This is a genomic window from Roseibium sp. 10G30-5 (genome assembly GCF_055809635.1).
In genome coordinates this window covers 3056568-3070860 of sequence record NZ_CM147918.1, presented here as the reverse complement: position 1 = coordinate 3070860, position 14293 = coordinate 3056568, and the positions used below count along the sequence as shown (strand labels likewise).

Sequence of the window (14293 nt, the reverse complement as noted above, 5' to 3'; positions counted from 1 at the left end):
ATGGCACAGGAACTTCCGGTTCTGCCGCGTCTGATGATTGATGACGCCGTCAAGGCCGCCCTGCTTGAAGACTGGGGCCGCGCTGGCGACATTACATCTCAGGCCACCATTCCCGCTGATGCGCAGGCAACCGCTGTGCTGGCAGCCCGCAAGCCGGGTGTTCTGTCCGGCCTAGCACTGGCCGAAAGCGCCTTCCGCCAGACCGACGGGGCCATTGTCTTCGAAGCGCTGGCCAAGGACGGCGACCGACTTGAAAAAGGCACGCTTGTTGCGCGTATTTCAGGCCCTGCCCGTGCCATTCTCTCGGGTGAGCGCGTGGCGTTGAACTTTGTCTCGCACCTGTGCGGCATTGCCACGGCAACGGCTCGTTTTGCCGATTTGATTGCCCATACCAAGGCCGACATTGTCTGCACCCGAAAAACGACGCCCGGCCTGCGGGCTTTCGAAAAATATGCCGTGCGGTGTGGCGGCGGGTCCAACCATCGCTTCGGTCTGGATGATGCCATCCTGATCAAGGACAATCATATTGCCGTTGCCGGTGGTGTGCGTCAGGCAATTGAAGCGGCACAAGGCTTTGCCGGGCATCTGGTCAAGATCGAAGTTGAAGTCGATACGCTGGAGCAGCTCAAGGAAGCGCTGCCATGCAAGCCTGACGTGGTAATGCTGGACAACATGGGCCCCGACGACCTGCGCAAGGCCGTGGAAATTGCCGCAGGTCAAGTGTTGCTGGAAGCCTCTGGCGGGATCGAGGAAGACACCGTGAAAGCCGTTGCAGAGGCCGGTGTTCATCTGATTTCGTCGGGCTGGATCACGCATTCCGCGCCGATCCTTGATCTGGGCCTCGATATCGAGATCGCGTGACACCACGCGATCTCTTTTCTCATCTCTCCGCTTTGGAAGTCGCTCAACCGGCAATCATATAAAGACCAGCCAATGCGGTAACCGCTCCAAGCGCCCTCGTGACGATGCGCAAGGCCACTGCAGAGCGTCCCGCGCCTGCCTGTGACCCATAGGCAATGAACACGCCGACAGAATGCAGCAGGGCAGTTGCGAGAATAAAGCCAAGGGCAAAACCAGCTTCGCCCGCCTGCCCGATTTCACTGCCATGCGCATAGCCGTGAAACAGGCCGAACGTGCCGACGACGAGCGTGCCGCCCCAAACCGGCACACGCACCGACAGAGCCACCAGCCCGCCAAGTGCCACGACAGACGCAAGAATAGCCACCTCGACCAGCGGCAGATACACGCCAATCAACGCCAGCGAAAAGCCAACGACCATCGACGCAACGAAAGTGCTTGGCAGGGCCCACATGGCCCGCCCGCCGATATGCGCGCCCCACAGGCCGACAGCAATCATCACCAGCACATGATCAAGACCAAAGATAGGATGGGCAAAGCCCGCGAGGAACGCCCCGTGTGGCGGCTGCAAATGCAGATAGGCGGGAGACGAAATTGCAGCCAGCAAGGCAAGCGCACAGACTACTCTCAGAACTTTCATAAACAACGGATCCTCTTTCAAGAGTCGATCGCTGCACCCCGGAATGGGTCGTGCAGGGTTTGTAGTCCCTCAGGACCACCGCTAGCTTAAAGAGGACAGAGCGAAATGTCTGGCACATGCGGAGATTTTCGACGATTTTTTTCACACGGCGGATCACTGCGCCATGTCGCATCTTGCGTGATGACTCAGGTATCTGAGCGGAAGAGAGTATTTTCTCACGAATGGTTCATCTGGCATGCTGTCGTTATACATCTGACAAGAAAGACAATTAGCGTTGCATTGACCGAGGTTGCGGGTTCCCGGACTTCAAGCCAAACGAAAAGATATGATCATGCAAAAACGATTGCTCACCACCCTCCTGGGCCTGTTAATGGCCGGAACCGCCGCCGCGCACGCCACCGAAGTCGGCACCCGCATTGACACGCCCTGCCCTTTCGGCGATTGCGCTGCCGCCATCGACCTGTCGTTCCTTGGCAAGGTTGATGTACCGACCGGCACCATGTTTGACGGTGTGGAAGTCGGCGGATTGTCCGGCATCGACTATGATCCGGCGAGCGGGCATTACATCGCCATTTCCGATGATCGCTCGGAAAAAGCACCGTCGCGCTACTATGATCTTGATCTCGACATCACCAAAGACGGCTTCAAGAGCGTCAAGGTTTTAAAGCAGACCACGCTTCTGACCAAGGACGGCAAGCCGTTCGGTCCCAAGAAGGCTGATCCGGAATCAATCCGCATGTTCGGCGAGGATATTCTTTGGACCAGTGAAGGCGGTGCTGATGCTGGCCTGCCGCCGTTCGTCCGCGTTGCCAAACGTGACGGATCGTTTGTGCGTGAGTTCAAGCTGCCTGAAGGCTTTGCGCCAACGCAGGATCACTCCTCCGGTATCCGTGACAACCTGGCGTTCGAAGGCCTGACCGTGCTGCCGGATGGTGATACGCTGGTGGGTACTGAATCAGCTCTTTATCAGGATGGCCCCATTGCCAGCCTGCTGCATGGCAGCCTCGCCCGGATTATTCGCTACGACACCAAGACCGGCGAGCCAAAGGCGGAATACGTCTATCCGATCAACCCGATCCCTCTGGCAGCCGCCAAACCGACCGGCGGCAACGACAATGGTGTTTCGGAAATCTATGCGCTGGATGACACGCATTATCTGGCTCTGGAGCGCGGCTGGGCCGAAGGCGTTGGCAACTACGCCAAGGTTTTCCTCGTCGATATTTCCGGCGCAACAGACGTCTCCAAGATCCCGTCGCTCAAAGCCTCTGCTCTGGCCGCCAATAAGACCCGCGTCGTTCCAGCCAGCAAGTCACTGGTACTCAACATCGGCGCCCTCGGCCTGAAGCCCGACAATCTGGAAGGCATCACCATTGGCAAGACCAAGGACGATGGCGCACCTGTGCTGATCATCGAGGCCGACAATAACTTCAGCAAACATGAAGTCAGCCAGTTCCTCGCCTTCAAGGTGCTGAAGCGCCCGGGCATGTGACCCGGCATTGAGGCCCGCGCAGTCCTTGCGCAAAGAGGCAATAATAAACAGGCCCGGCAGATCGGATCTGCCGGGGCTGTTAAACTTTACGCCTGAACGTGAGTTAGCCAGCGACCTTGGAGAAGTCGGCGACCACGCCCATGGCGGTGCGGATGCGAGCCAGCAGGCGCAGGCGGTTCATGCGCACATCTTCATCATCGGCATTGACGAGAATGTCCTCGAAGAAGGTATCGACCGGCGCACGCAGCAAAGCCAGAGCTTCCATCGCAGCGGCGAAGTCTTCTGCCTGCACAGCCTTGCTTGCAGCCGTTTCTGCCATATCAAGGGCTTCAAGCAGAGCGACTTCCGCCGCGTCCTTCAGATGTGCACGATCCGGCATACCTGTGACGGCCGTGCCATCCTTCTTTTCTTCCGCGCGAAGAATATTCACGGTGCGCTTGAACCCGGCAAGCAGGTTGGCGCCTTCATCCGTTGCCAGAAATGCGCCCAGCGCATCTACACGGCGCACGATCATCAATAGATCGTCCTGCCCTTCAAGAGCAAAGATGGCATCCATCAGATCATGACGGGCACCCTTGTCGCGCAGGTAAACCTTGAGACGATCAGCGAAGAACGACAGAAGGTCCGTAACCAGCGCCTTGCGCTCGTCTTCCGAGGGAGCATTCTTGAGAGCAGCAAGAGCGGTGTCGAGCAGCGTGCCGAGCGACAGCCGCAGCTCGTTTTCCAAAATGATACGGATGACACCCAGCGCGGCACGACGCAGGGCAAACGGATCCTTGGAACCGGTTGGCTTTTCGTCGATGGCCCAGAAGCCAGCTAGCAGGTCAAGCTTGTCGGCCAGTGCGACAGCAATGGAAACCGGATCGGTCGGGATGCTGTCAGACGGGCCTTGCGGGCGGTAATGGTCCTCGATGGCTTGTGCGACGGCGACATCTTCGCCCTGTTCCACGGCATAGTAACGGCCCATCAGGCCCTGCAATTCCGGAAACTCGAAGACCATGTGCGACACCAGATCGGCCTTGGACAAATGCGCGGCTCGTACAGCCTTGTCAGCATCCGCCTTGACCAGCGGTGCCAGTGTTGCGGCCAAAGCCTCCAGACGCTGAACGCGCGCGCCCTGCGTCCCTAGCTTTTCATGGAAGATAATGGCATCAAGCTTCGGCAGATTGTTCGCAAGCTTGGTCTTCAGGTCGCTGTCCCAGAAGAAACGGGCATCGGACAGGCGGGCGCGAATAACCTTCTGGTTACCCGCAATGATCTCGGCCCCACCGTCTGTGGCTTCAATGTTGGAAATCAATACGAATTGGTTGGCCAGACGACCCGTTGCCGGGTCGTTCATCACGAAGCACTTCTGGTTTTCGCGGATGGTCAACCGAATGCATTCGTCCGGAATTGCAAGAAACGCCTCATCAAAGGTGCCCGACAGAACCACCGGCCATTCAACCAGCCCGGCGACTTCCTCAAGCAGCCCGTCATCCTCGATCAGCTCCAGCCCCTGCGCAAAGGCGCGGTCCTTTGCATCATGAAGGATCATGTCCTTGCGGCGATCCGCATCGAGCACAACCTTGTGCTTCTCCAACGCCGGGGCGTAATCGTCAAAGCGGCGCACCTCGAACGGCTCTCCCGCCAGAAAGCGATGGCCGCGCGTGGTCTTGCCTGCCTGAATGCCATCAACCTCGAAAGGCACAATGTCCGGCTCTTCCGTTTCCGGGCCGAAGGTTGCAATGATGGAGTGCAGCGGACGCACCCACCGCATCTGACCTGTCCCCCAACGCATGGACTTTGGCCAGTGGAAATTGCGAATGATGCCCGGCATGAACCCGGCGATGATGTCAATTGCATCCCGGCCCGGCTTCTCGATCACCGCAACGTAGAAGTCGCCCTTCTTGGGGTCGGTCTGGATCTGAGCCTCATCGACAGAGGTCAGGCCAGCGCCACGCAGAAAGCCTTCGAGTGCCTTTTCCGGAGCGCCGACGCGAGGCCCCTTGCGCTCTTCACGGGTGGCTGACGAGGCCGCAGGCACGCCCGCAACATGCAGCGCAAGACGGCGCGGCGTGGCAAACGCCTTGGCGCCTTCGTAAGGAAGACCCGCATCAACCAGTGCATCGGTCACCAGTTTTTTCAGGTCATCAGCGGCACGGCGCTGCATGCGCGCCGGAATTTCCTCGCTGAAAAGCTCAAGAAGGAGATCGGGCATAAGATCAGTCAGCCTTCGAAGTAGCGGGTGAATTACCCGGTTTAAAAGTCAAAATCCGGTCCCGATCGGGCGACCGGCAAACGTCATGAGGAAGCAGGGTCAGCCTTCGTAGCCAATGCCACCGCCAACCGTATCGAGATAGGCAGAGCCACAGGCCTTGGCGAGTTCGCGCACCCGCAGGATATAGCTCTGGCGCTCGGTTACGGAAATCACACCGCGCGCATCCAGCAGGTTGAAGACATGGCTGGCCTTGATGCAATGATCATAGGCAGGCAGAGCCACCTGATGCACCGGCGCGCCCGCCTCTTCCTTGGCCTTGGCTCCGGCATCCAGAATGGCACGGCATTCGGCTTCCGCATCCTTGAAATGGCGGAACAGCATTTCGGTGTCGGCATGCTCGAAGTTGTAACGCGAGTATTCCTGTTCTGCTTGCAGGAACACATCGCCGTAGGAGATCTTCTCATCGCCTTCACGCCCGTTGTAATTCAGATCGTAGACGTTATCGACGCCCTGAATATACATCGCCAGACGTTCCAGCCCATAGGTCAGTTCACCCGACACGGGTGAACACTCAAAGCCCGCAACCTGCTGGAAATAGGTAAACTGTGACACTTCCATGCCATCACACCAGCATTCCCAGCCAAGCCCCCAGGAGCCGGTGGTCGGGTTTTCCCAGTCGTCTTCCACAAAGCGTACATCATGCAGAAGCGGGTCGAGGCCAATGGCCTTCAATGAGCCGAGATACAGCTCTTGCAAGTTTTCCGGCGACGGCTTCAGCAGCACCTGAAACTGATAGTAATGCTGCAAGCGGTTGGGGTTTTCGCCATAGCGACCATCTGTCGGGCGACGCGAGGGCTGGACATAGGCAGCCTTCCAGGGGCGCGGACCGAGCGAGCGCAGCGTTGTCGCCGGATGCAGCGTGCCTGCCCCCACTTCCATATCGTAAGGCTGCAAGACAACGCAGCCCTGGTCGGCCCAGAACCTCTGCAAGGTCAGGATCAGGCCCTGAAAGGAGTTTTGAGGGCGCATATGCACCGGCAGCGTGTCCGTCGACATGAAGACTATCCGTTACGAAAGAAACAAAGTGGCGGCAGAGTGCCCCCTTGGAAGGGAGAGGTGCCACGCAGAAACAAGAAGGTCAAGCGCCACGCTCAAATGCAGCAGTGCGTCACTTTGGTTTCAGGGAAATGTTCACTCAGGAGAGGTATTTTTGCGCAGCCCGTGCGGGCAGAGGACGCAAGACATCATCGTCTGCGCGCAGCAACAGATTTACTCAGGACGGTATTTGCCGGTCGAGGGATCGCGCACCAGACGCACCGGTGATGGCTCATCCGTCTGCCGTGTCCGATGGGTAGCCTGAGAGAGACGTCCCTCAACCTCTGAAATCTTCTTCTTCATACGGCGGACGATCCAGTAACCACCGACAGCCAGGGCGGCAAAACCAAGTATCTCGTTCATAGCCATTCTCCAGCATCCGGCCCGGTTATCCGGGCCGGTGTTTCAGCCTGTCAAAATCCGAAGCGCATCCAAAGAGACCGCTCTTCTGCGGCGGAAATAAGGTCGTCTGCCAGTCCTTTGACTTGCAAGCCATCGACAGTGGACAGCGAAACACCACCGCCCCCGCTCTTGCGGCCCAGCAGATTGCGCGGTGCAGAGATCAGCTTGGTGCGAACATCGTCCCCATAGCGCTGCTTCAACGTACTGCGCATATCGCTCAAGGCATCAACGAGGCCAAGGTCGCGGGCCGAACGCCCGGTCCAGAACTTGCCCGAGAATATGTCGTCATCGTCGGCCAGAACATCTTTGCGACGCGCCTTGACCATATCAACAAAGATTTCGTGAATCTCGTGTTGCAGGCCCTTGAGATACTCGATGTCATCCGGATTTTCCGGCTGAAACGGATCCAGAATGACTTTCTTCTTGCCCGCCGTGTAAACACGTCGCTCAATGCCGACCTTTTCCAGAAGCTGCGGAAAGCCGAAACCGGCAGACACGACACCGATGGAACCAACGATGGAGCACGGATCGGCATAAATCTCGTCACCGGCCAACGCGATCATATAGCCGCCGCTGGCAGCCACATCTTCAACGAAGACCAACACGTCTTTTTCATGCTTTCCCGCCAGATCGCGCACGCGCTGATAAATCAGCCGCGATTGTACGGGAGAACCATGCCTGGCGAGTTGACCAACAGCGCCACCGCCGGGGCCTTCTTGACAGAAAAAGCCTTCTCCAACTGAACGGCAACGGAGGCCAGAGACAAGCCGCTGCGCAGAGGCGTGGCCATGCCGATGGCACCTTGCAGTCGAACAACGGGGATGATCTGGCCAGATTTGCGAAACTTTTTCGGAAGCAGATTTTGAAGGTTCATGATGACTGCAAGGATCTCCAACGTAACAGGGACACCTCGATATAGGTATCGCAACCTGATTTGGGAAGAAACCTTTGCCGCAGCGCCTTATTTCTATGGCGGTAGCCGCATTTGCGTCTCGCTCAGGCAGTCTGCCAGACAAGGCTGATGCCCGCATGATCAGCATTGCGCCAGACCACACGGCCCCGGACAACCGGCTTGCGCCCGAAGATTTTCAAGACGACTTCGTCGCCGATTTCACTGAGGCTGTCTGACTTGATCCGACATCCCGATTTGCTCGCATCGACAATCATTGCGCAAATGCAGGATCCCTCGGACTTGCCGAAAATCCTGACAGGCAACTGCACCTTGCGGCGCGGTTCCCTGCGCTTTTCAGTGAAAGCGGGAACAACCTCGATCTCATCCTGTTCGACGGCCGGAGAGGGAGGCATCGGCGCCTCGGCCCTTTTCGTCGAGGCCACAGGTTCACCGGCCTCCGCGTCTTCGAAAATGACCTGCGCCTCACCATCAGCACAGGATGTGATCCGCCCCCGCAAGAGCTTGTCGAAACCGGTGACGCGCAAGCCGATATGGCCCGTGATGCGATCAAGACCGTTAGAATGAAGCTGACAACCGTCAGAGGTGAATTGGCTGGCCCGTCCTTCCAGACAGGTCAGATGCGTCAGATCGACCACCAAAACGGGGATCTCTGCGTGCGGCGAAACAGTCAGGCCGGGCATCACAGGGGCGTATCCTTGAAATAAAGAAATAAATTTACGCTTCTGGAATTGGTATAATTCCCCTGCGTAAATTTTTCATTTCCAACCATTACGGAAACTTGCAGAAACATTTTTTCTGCAAGAAATGTCATGGGTTAAATCGCGGAGCCTTCGGAAAGTTCCTGCAATTTCAATTTCAAGGTCAGAAGGTCTCGCCAAGACTGGCGTTTTTCGGCCGGATTGAGCAAAAGATAATTTGGATGATAGGTCGTCACGCAAGGAATTTCACGGCGAGCGACGTCATATGTCATCCACCGCCCGCTCAAACGTCGGATCCCTTCCTTGACGTCCAGAAAGGTCTTGGCCGAGGCCGCACCCAGAAAAACGATCACCTGCGGGTTCGCCAATTCAATCTGCCGTTGAATGAAAGGCTTGCAGATTTCGGCTTCCTGTGGCGTGGGGGTGCGGTTGCCCGGCGGCCGCCACGGCACGACATTCGCGATATAGACACCGGTGCGGTCCAGACCGATGGACGCCAACATGCGATCCAGTAACTGGCCCGTTGGCCCCACAAAAGGTCGCCCCTGAAGATCCTCGTCACGCCCTGGCTGCATCACCGATAAACATCACCGGGGCTTGCGGATTACCATCGGCAAACACCAGTTTTTTCGCGGTCAGACGTAGATTACAGCCCTCAAAAGCCTGAAGTGCCCGTTCCAATTCAGCAAGTGAGCCGGCCTGTTGAGCCGTCTCGCGCGCCGCCGCAACAACCTGCTCATCTGGCAGGACAACGGTGCCACCGGCGGCAGAAGAAACGGGAGCAGCCCCCAGATTTTCGCGCGGCGCGGGCACCGCCCGGGCTGGAGCTGGCGGCGTGTGGGGCAAAGGTGCTGACGGATACGAAGGCCGGGCCTGATGTTGAGGCCCCTGAGAGGGAGGGGGCGTCCCGGATAACGGCATGGGCGGCAGTGATTGTCCCTGCCCTGCCCTGACAGCCTCCCTGGCGTGCCGCCTGACGGGCCTGCTGCTCAACCGTCTGCGCAAAGCGATCCACGGGCTGCTCTTCGAGAAAGCTGCCTACGCCGGATTCAATATAGAACTCAAGCAATGCTTCAAGTTCGGCGTGTGTGGGGTTGGCTATCTGCACGGTCCTGTCTCCAAGTGCGGACCTTATCCAAACTGCCTCGAAAAGACAAAGGCGCTCTGTCACTATGCCAAGGGTGTGCAGGTCTTTTTGCGCGCCCATTCGCTTCTATCCTCAAAACACCATCACATAAGACGCGCGGTCTTCCGCCTGTGAAGGAACTGCGCAGACGAAGCGATGCCCGGGTCTGACCATCAAAACCACAGGGTTGTGGGCAGAAAACCAGCTCTAACGTCTTCAAAAACTGGGAAAGTCGTTTATGAAAGTCGTAAAGGGACGCAAAATTATGGGCGCGGGTATTGGCCTGCACCAGAGAGGGAGACTGTTATGGCTGACGAGGAACTGCTCGGCGAACGCGAAAGTATGGACGTTGACGTTGTCATCGTCGGCGCGGGCCCTGCCGGACTGGCCGCCGCCATCCGTCTGAAGCAAATCGCCAACGACAAGGGCGAAGAGCTGTCGATTGTCGTACTGGAAAAAGGCTCCGAAGTGGGCGCTCATATTCTGTCCGGCGCCGTCATTGATCCGATCGCACTTGATCAACTTCTGCCGGAATGGCGCGAGGATGACAGTGCTCCGCTGAAAACTCCGGTCACACAGGACCATTTTCTGGTTCTCGGGCCAGCAGCCTCCATCCGCTTGCCGAATTTTCTGATGCCGCGCCTGATGAGCAACCACGGCAACTACATCGTTTCGTTGGCGAATGTCTGCCGCTGGATGGCCGAAAAAGCCGAAGCGCTTGGTGTTGAGATCTATCCCGGCTTTGCGGCAGCGGAAGTGCTCTATGACGCAGACGGCAAGGTGGTTGGCGTGGCGACCGGCGACATGGGGGTAGGCCGCGATGGCACCCCCAACGCAAGCTTCACCCGTGGCATGGAATTGCGCGGCAAATATATCCTGATCGGGGAAGGCGCACGCGGATCTCTCGCCAAAGAGCTAATCGACCGCTTTGAGCTGGACAAGGACAGCGATACCCCTAAATTCGGCATTGGCCTGAAAGAGCTCTGGTCCATTGACCCGGCAAAGCACAAACCGGGACTGGTTCAACATTCCTTCGGGTGGCCGCTCGGCGGCAAGACCGGCGGTGGTTCCTTCCTCTATCATCTGGAGGACAATCAGGTGGCTGTCGGCTTTGTCGTGCACCTGAACTATGACAACCCCTGGCTGTCTCCATTCGACGAATTTCAGCGCTTCAAAACGCATCCGTCAGTCCGCTCTACCTTCGAAGGCGGCAAGCGGATTTCCTATGGCGCGCGCGCGATTACGGAAGGCGGCTTCCAGTCTGTTCCCAAGCTGTCGTTCCCCGGCGGTCTGCTGATGGGATGCTCGGCTGGCTTCGTCAATGTGCCGCGCATCAAGGGCTCTCACAACGCCATGCTCTCCGGCATTCTTGCGGCAGAAGAAGTCATGGCTTCGTTGGCCCGTGGGGAAATCAACGCCGAACTGACCGGCTTCGATACGGCCTGGGCCGCAAGTGCAATTGGCAAGGATCTGAAGAAGGTCCGCAACGTCAAACCACTGTGGTCAAAATTCGGCACCGTTCTGGGCATCGCGCTCGGCGGGCTCGACATGTGGACGAACGAACTCTTTGGTTTCTCGTTCTTCGGCACGATGTCGCATGGCAAGAGCGACGCGGCCAGTCTGAAACCAGCCAAGAACTGTAAGAAGATCAATTACCCCAAGCCGGATGGTGAAGTCTCCTTTGACAAGCTGTCATCCGTTTTTCTGTCCAACACCAATCATGAGGAAGATCAGCCGATCCATCTCAAAGTGAAGGATATGGAGCTGCAAAAACGGTCGGAACACGATGTCTATGCGGGGCCCTCCAGCCGTTACTGTCCGGCCGGCGTATATGAATGGGTCGAAGAGGCAGATGGTCCACGCTTCCAGATCAATGCGCAGAACTGCGTTCACTGCAAGACCTGCGATATCAAGGACCCGAACGGAAACATCACCTGGACCGTCCCCGAAGGGGCCGGCGGCCCGAACTATCCAAACATGTGACGTTTGTCGTATCTGAGAGCAGAAAATACTCAATTCAGAGACCCCGCGCCCCACAAAAGCGCGGGGTTTTGCGCGTCTGCACGACACGTTCAAAAACCCGCAACAAGGCCTAGCGCGGCGCGACAGCCGTTCCTGTTGCACCAATCAACAGCACGCCCCCACTGCTGAACGCCGAGACCTCACCCAGCTTGAAGTCCAGCGACAACACCGTGTCCGCCCCACAGATGAACGCTTGCCTTTTGATCTCCAGCAGACAGGATTCTCGTCCTTCCTTGACAGCCTTTTGCACGGCCAGATTGCGCCCACCCAAGTTGCCAGTCCGATTGTTGAGCATATCGCGGAAGAGATTCAAGGTGATCGCAACATCAGCACTGATGATATCGATAATCCTGTAAGGCGCGTAATCAGGCATGGTGTGCGAGGTAGAGCACACCACCTGCGTCGCGTATTCGTCGATCAATTCGATCGGGATTTCATCAGGATTGTTAAAATTGCGCTTGAGAATCTTCTCCCGCAACAAACTTTCCTGATACTGCTCTTCACTGACCTGCGCTTCCTCGACACACGATAAGCAAACCCGCCCCCTCATCTGCATTGAAGAATAGGCGATGCCGCACCTGTGACAATTCAACAGGCTCCCTTCTCGTAGAGATCTATCATTATCGAAATAGTCGTCCAGCATTCCATTTTCACATCTATTTGGACGCACAGAGAATCTAACTTTTATTTTTCTGGAAATTACTCTCCTGCCCCTAAGTTCAGCAAGATCGTTTTATGAATAACACTTATTCACGAAACCATATAACCATTTTGTAAGTGCGAGAGAAGAAAGAACTTTTGCGACAAAATGGCAAAGCCTGCCCCTCGGCGCCGGCGCGATGCATACGGCTCAAGTGGTCGGAGCAGATTTTCTACCTGTTGGCGCAGATCCTCAGAACCCCATACGATTTTCAAGAATTTACGACGACAAAGGAGGAGACATCGGCCTGAACCATCTCACGTCCGCGTCAGGCCGCACTCCGGCTTCGCTGCATTGCCCTATCACGCGCCGGAGACAAGCCGAACATGCGTCGATACTCCCGCGTGAATTGAGGCACACTCTCGTAGCCAACGCCAAAAGCGGCTGCGCTAGCCGTCACGCCGTCAGCCATCAGAAGCCGCCTCGCCTCAATCAGCCGCAATTGTTTTTGAAACTGCAAAGGAGACAAGGACGTCACCTTTCGGAAATGCTGGTGAAATGACGAGACGCTCATGCGCGCCTCTTCCGCCAATGCCTCGACACGCAACGGCTGTGTGTAGCTGCGCCGCAAAAGCGCAATTGCACGGGTCACTCGCACGACCTGCCCCTCCGGCCACCCCAGGCGACGTATCGCCGAGCCATGCTCGCCGCACAACAGCCAATAATGCACCTCACGCAGAACTTGCTCCTTCAGAATGGGCAAGGCCGCCGGGCGGTCGAGCAACTGCATCAATCGGAAAACGGCACCCCTTACGTCTCGCGATGTTTGTGAAACCCGCAAGGCACCCGGCTCGACCTCGTCAGCGACGGGCATTTCTGCCACCAGGTCTGCAATGATTGAAACATCGAGTTCCAGGACGAGCGATACATAAGGATGCTCCGCGCTGGCATGCACAATCTGGCTGACGCTTGGCACATCCGCCGCAACCAGAAGCATTTCCCCCGCTGACAAGGTCAGGATGTTTTGACCGATTGCAACCCGTTTCTGTCCCTGAAGAACCAAAGCCACCAACGGACGCAAGATCGCATAGTCCAGCTCGCTCGGACACTTCGAGATGACAGCGGATAAGCCCTGAACCGGAGTTCTGGCAATTCCGCTTCCGTCTGCGTGCCGTTTCAGATGAGCAGAAACAAGATCATATAACTCGTCAGACATCGTGTTCCCCAATGGCAATTGCCTCATACTCTACACCAACGGCTGTTTTCCTAACACTTTCCATTTGGAGAAATAGGCAAGAAGTTCCGTCTTTCCGGCAAAGACGCCATAAGCCACTTCCATTATCGATAAAGGCATAATTTCCCTCACATAATGGAGCCTGACAGCATGACAAAAATCGCACTCGTAACCGGTGGAAGCCGTGGACTTGGCCGCAACACTGCCTTGAATATTGCAAAAAATGGAAGTGACGTCATTTTGACTTATCGCAGCAATGAAGCGGACGCCAAAGCCGTTGTGCGCGACATTGAAGCGCGGGGACAAAAGGCCATAGCGCTGAAACTAGACGTCAGCGACATGGCGTCCCTGCCCGCCTTCGCAGACACTTTGCGCATGACATTGTCCGAGACATTTGAGCAGACAACATTCGACCACCTGATCAACAACGCAGGTCACGGCGAATTGGCCGCCTTTACAGACACGACTGAAGCGCAGTTTGATGCCTTGTTCGACGTACATGTCAAAGGCGTCTTCTTTCTCACCCAGACTCTTCTGCCGCTTTTGTCGGACAGAGGCCGCATCATCAACTTCTCGTCGGGTCTGACGCGTGTATCCTACCCGGGGTTTTCAGCCTATTCTGCCGCCAAAGGTGCTGTAGAAATTCTGAGTGTTTACATGGCTCGCGAGTTGGGTGCACGAGGGATTACCGTCAACACGATTGCCCCCGGAGCTATCGAAACGGACTTCCTCGGTGGCGCTGTACGCGACATGCCCGACCTCAACACGGAATTTGCCGCCATGACGGCGCTGGGTCGCGTCGGTCTGCCGGACGACATCGGGCCAATGGTGTCCAACCTTCTCAGCGATGACAACCGCTGGGTCACCGGCCAGCGCATAGAGGTGTCGGGCGGGCAAACAATCTGACCGTGACCAAATAAAAAACCGGGAGCCAATCAGGCTCCCGGTTTTCAATTTTCAGACATGCATATGCCTTGTT

The 14293-nt window shown here is 56.9% G+C and carries 14 protein-coding genes and 1 pseudogene; 5 read left to right on the top strand and 10 right to left on the bottom strand.

The genetic code is table 11. From position 1 onward, the window contains the following. Complete coding sequence (gene nadC / locus AC0L7U_RS15575; protein WP_473691924.1) at positions 1-861, top strand: carboxylating nicotinate-nucleotide diphosphorylase; 861 nt, start codon at positions 1-3, stop codon at positions 859-861. 43 nt (positions 862-904) lie between these two features. Here nadC and AC0L7U_RS15570 read toward each other — a convergent pair whose 3' ends face one another. After that, positions 905-1498: a HupE/UreJ family protein gene (locus AC0L7U_RS15570; RefSeq protein ID WP_473691923.1), complete on the bottom strand. Its 594-nt coding sequence runs from the start codon at positions 1496-1498 to the stop codon at positions 905-907. A 331-nt stretch (positions 1499-1829) separates the two neighbouring features. On the opposite strand from AC0L7U_RS15570, the gene AC0L7U_RS15565 reads away from it, so the two are divergent. Then, the gene (locus AC0L7U_RS15565; protein ID WP_473691922.1) at positions 1830-2987 is read left to right on the top strand and encodes an esterase-like activity of phytase family protein; all 1158 of its coding nucleotides are present in this window, start codon (positions 1830-1832) and stop codon (positions 2985-2987) included. Positions 2988-3090: 103 nt separating this feature from the next. Here the strand turns inward: AC0L7U_RS15565 and glyS are convergent, their stop codons facing one another. From glyS to AC0L7U_RS15530, 7 genes and pseudogenes are all read right to left on the bottom strand, one after another. Further along, the gene (gene glyS / locus AC0L7U_RS15560; protein ID WP_473691921.1) at positions 3091-5184 is read right to left on the bottom strand and encodes a glycine--tRNA ligase subunit beta; all 2094 of its coding nucleotides are present in this window, start codon (positions 5182-5184) and stop codon (positions 3091-3093) included. A 99-nt stretch (positions 5185-5283) separates the two neighbouring features. Then, on the bottom strand, positions 5284-6213 hold the full coding sequence (locus AC0L7U_RS15555) for a glycine--tRNA ligase subunit alpha (RefSeq protein WP_473695864.1): 930 nt from the start codon (positions 6211-6213) through the stop codon (positions 5284-5286). 240 nt (positions 6214-6453) lie between these two features. Continuing rightward, a complete protein-coding gene (locus tag AC0L7U_RS15550; RefSeq protein WP_473691920.1) occupies positions 6454-6642 on the bottom strand; it encodes a hypothetical protein in 189 nt (62 codons plus the stop codon). A 50-nt stretch (positions 6643-6692) separates the two neighbouring features. Next, positions 6693-7555 (bottom strand): annotated as a pseudogene (locus AC0L7U_RS15545) (S49 family peptidase). A 122-nt stretch (positions 7556-7677) separates the two neighbouring features. Further along, positions 7678-8274 carry a PilZ domain-containing protein gene (locus tag AC0L7U_RS15540; RefSeq protein ID WP_473691919.1) on the bottom strand — a complete coding sequence of 199 codons (597 nt, stop codon included), beginning with the start codon at positions 8272-8274 and terminating at the stop codon, positions 7678-7680. A gap of 134 nt (positions 8275-8408) precedes the next feature. Next, complete coding sequence (locus AC0L7U_RS15535; RefSeq protein WP_473691918.1) at positions 8409-8867, bottom strand: uracil-DNA glycosylase; 459 nt, start codon at positions 8865-8867, stop codon at positions 8409-8411. Beyond that, entirely contained in the window at positions 8851-9105 is a 255-nt protein-coding gene (locus AC0L7U_RS15530) for a hypothetical protein (protein ID WP_473691917.1), read from the bottom strand. Before AC0L7U_RS15530 ends, AC0L7U_RS15535 begins: the two co-directional genes overlap by 17 nt. A gap of 106 nt (positions 9106-9211) precedes the next feature. Between AC0L7U_RS15530 and AC0L7U_RS15525 the strand changes: the two genes are divergently transcribed. Both AC0L7U_RS15525 and AC0L7U_RS15520 read left to right on the top strand, forming a co-directional pair. Continuing rightward, positions 9212-9553: a hypothetical protein gene (locus AC0L7U_RS15525; RefSeq protein WP_473691916.1), complete on the top strand. Its 342-nt coding sequence runs from the start codon at positions 9212-9214 to the stop codon at positions 9551-9553. Between the two features lie 171 nt (positions 9554-9724). Further along, the gene (locus AC0L7U_RS15520; RefSeq protein WP_473691915.1) at positions 9725-11401 is read left to right on the top strand and encodes an electron transfer flavoprotein-ubiquinone oxidoreductase; all 1677 of its coding nucleotides are present in this window, start codon (positions 9725-9727) and stop codon (positions 11399-11401) included. A gap of 109 nt (positions 11402-11510) precedes the next feature. Here AC0L7U_RS15520 and AC0L7U_RS15515 read toward each other — a convergent pair whose 3' ends face one another. Together AC0L7U_RS15515 and AC0L7U_RS15510 are read right to left on the bottom strand one after the other, a co-directional pair. Further along, positions 11511-12083, bottom strand: coding sequence for a heavy metal-binding domain-containing protein (locus AC0L7U_RS15515; RefSeq protein ID WP_473691914.1), 573 nt, complete (start codon positions 12081-12083; stop codon positions 11511-11513). Positions 12084-12408: 325 nt separating this feature from the next. Further along, entirely contained in the window at positions 12409-13296 is an 888-nt protein-coding gene (locus tag AC0L7U_RS15510; RefSeq protein WP_473691913.1) for an AraC family transcriptional regulator, read from the bottom strand. 168 nt (positions 13297-13464) lie between these two features. Here AC0L7U_RS15510 and AC0L7U_RS15505 point away from each other — a divergent pair, with 168 nt between their 5' ends. Then, positions 13465-14220 (top strand): SDR family NAD(P)-dependent oxidoreductase, encoded by a 756-nt coding sequence (locus AC0L7U_RS15505; RefSeq protein WP_473691912.1) that lies wholly within the window; start codon positions 13465-13467, stop codon positions 14218-14220. Positions 14221-14293: the final 73 nt, after the last annotated feature.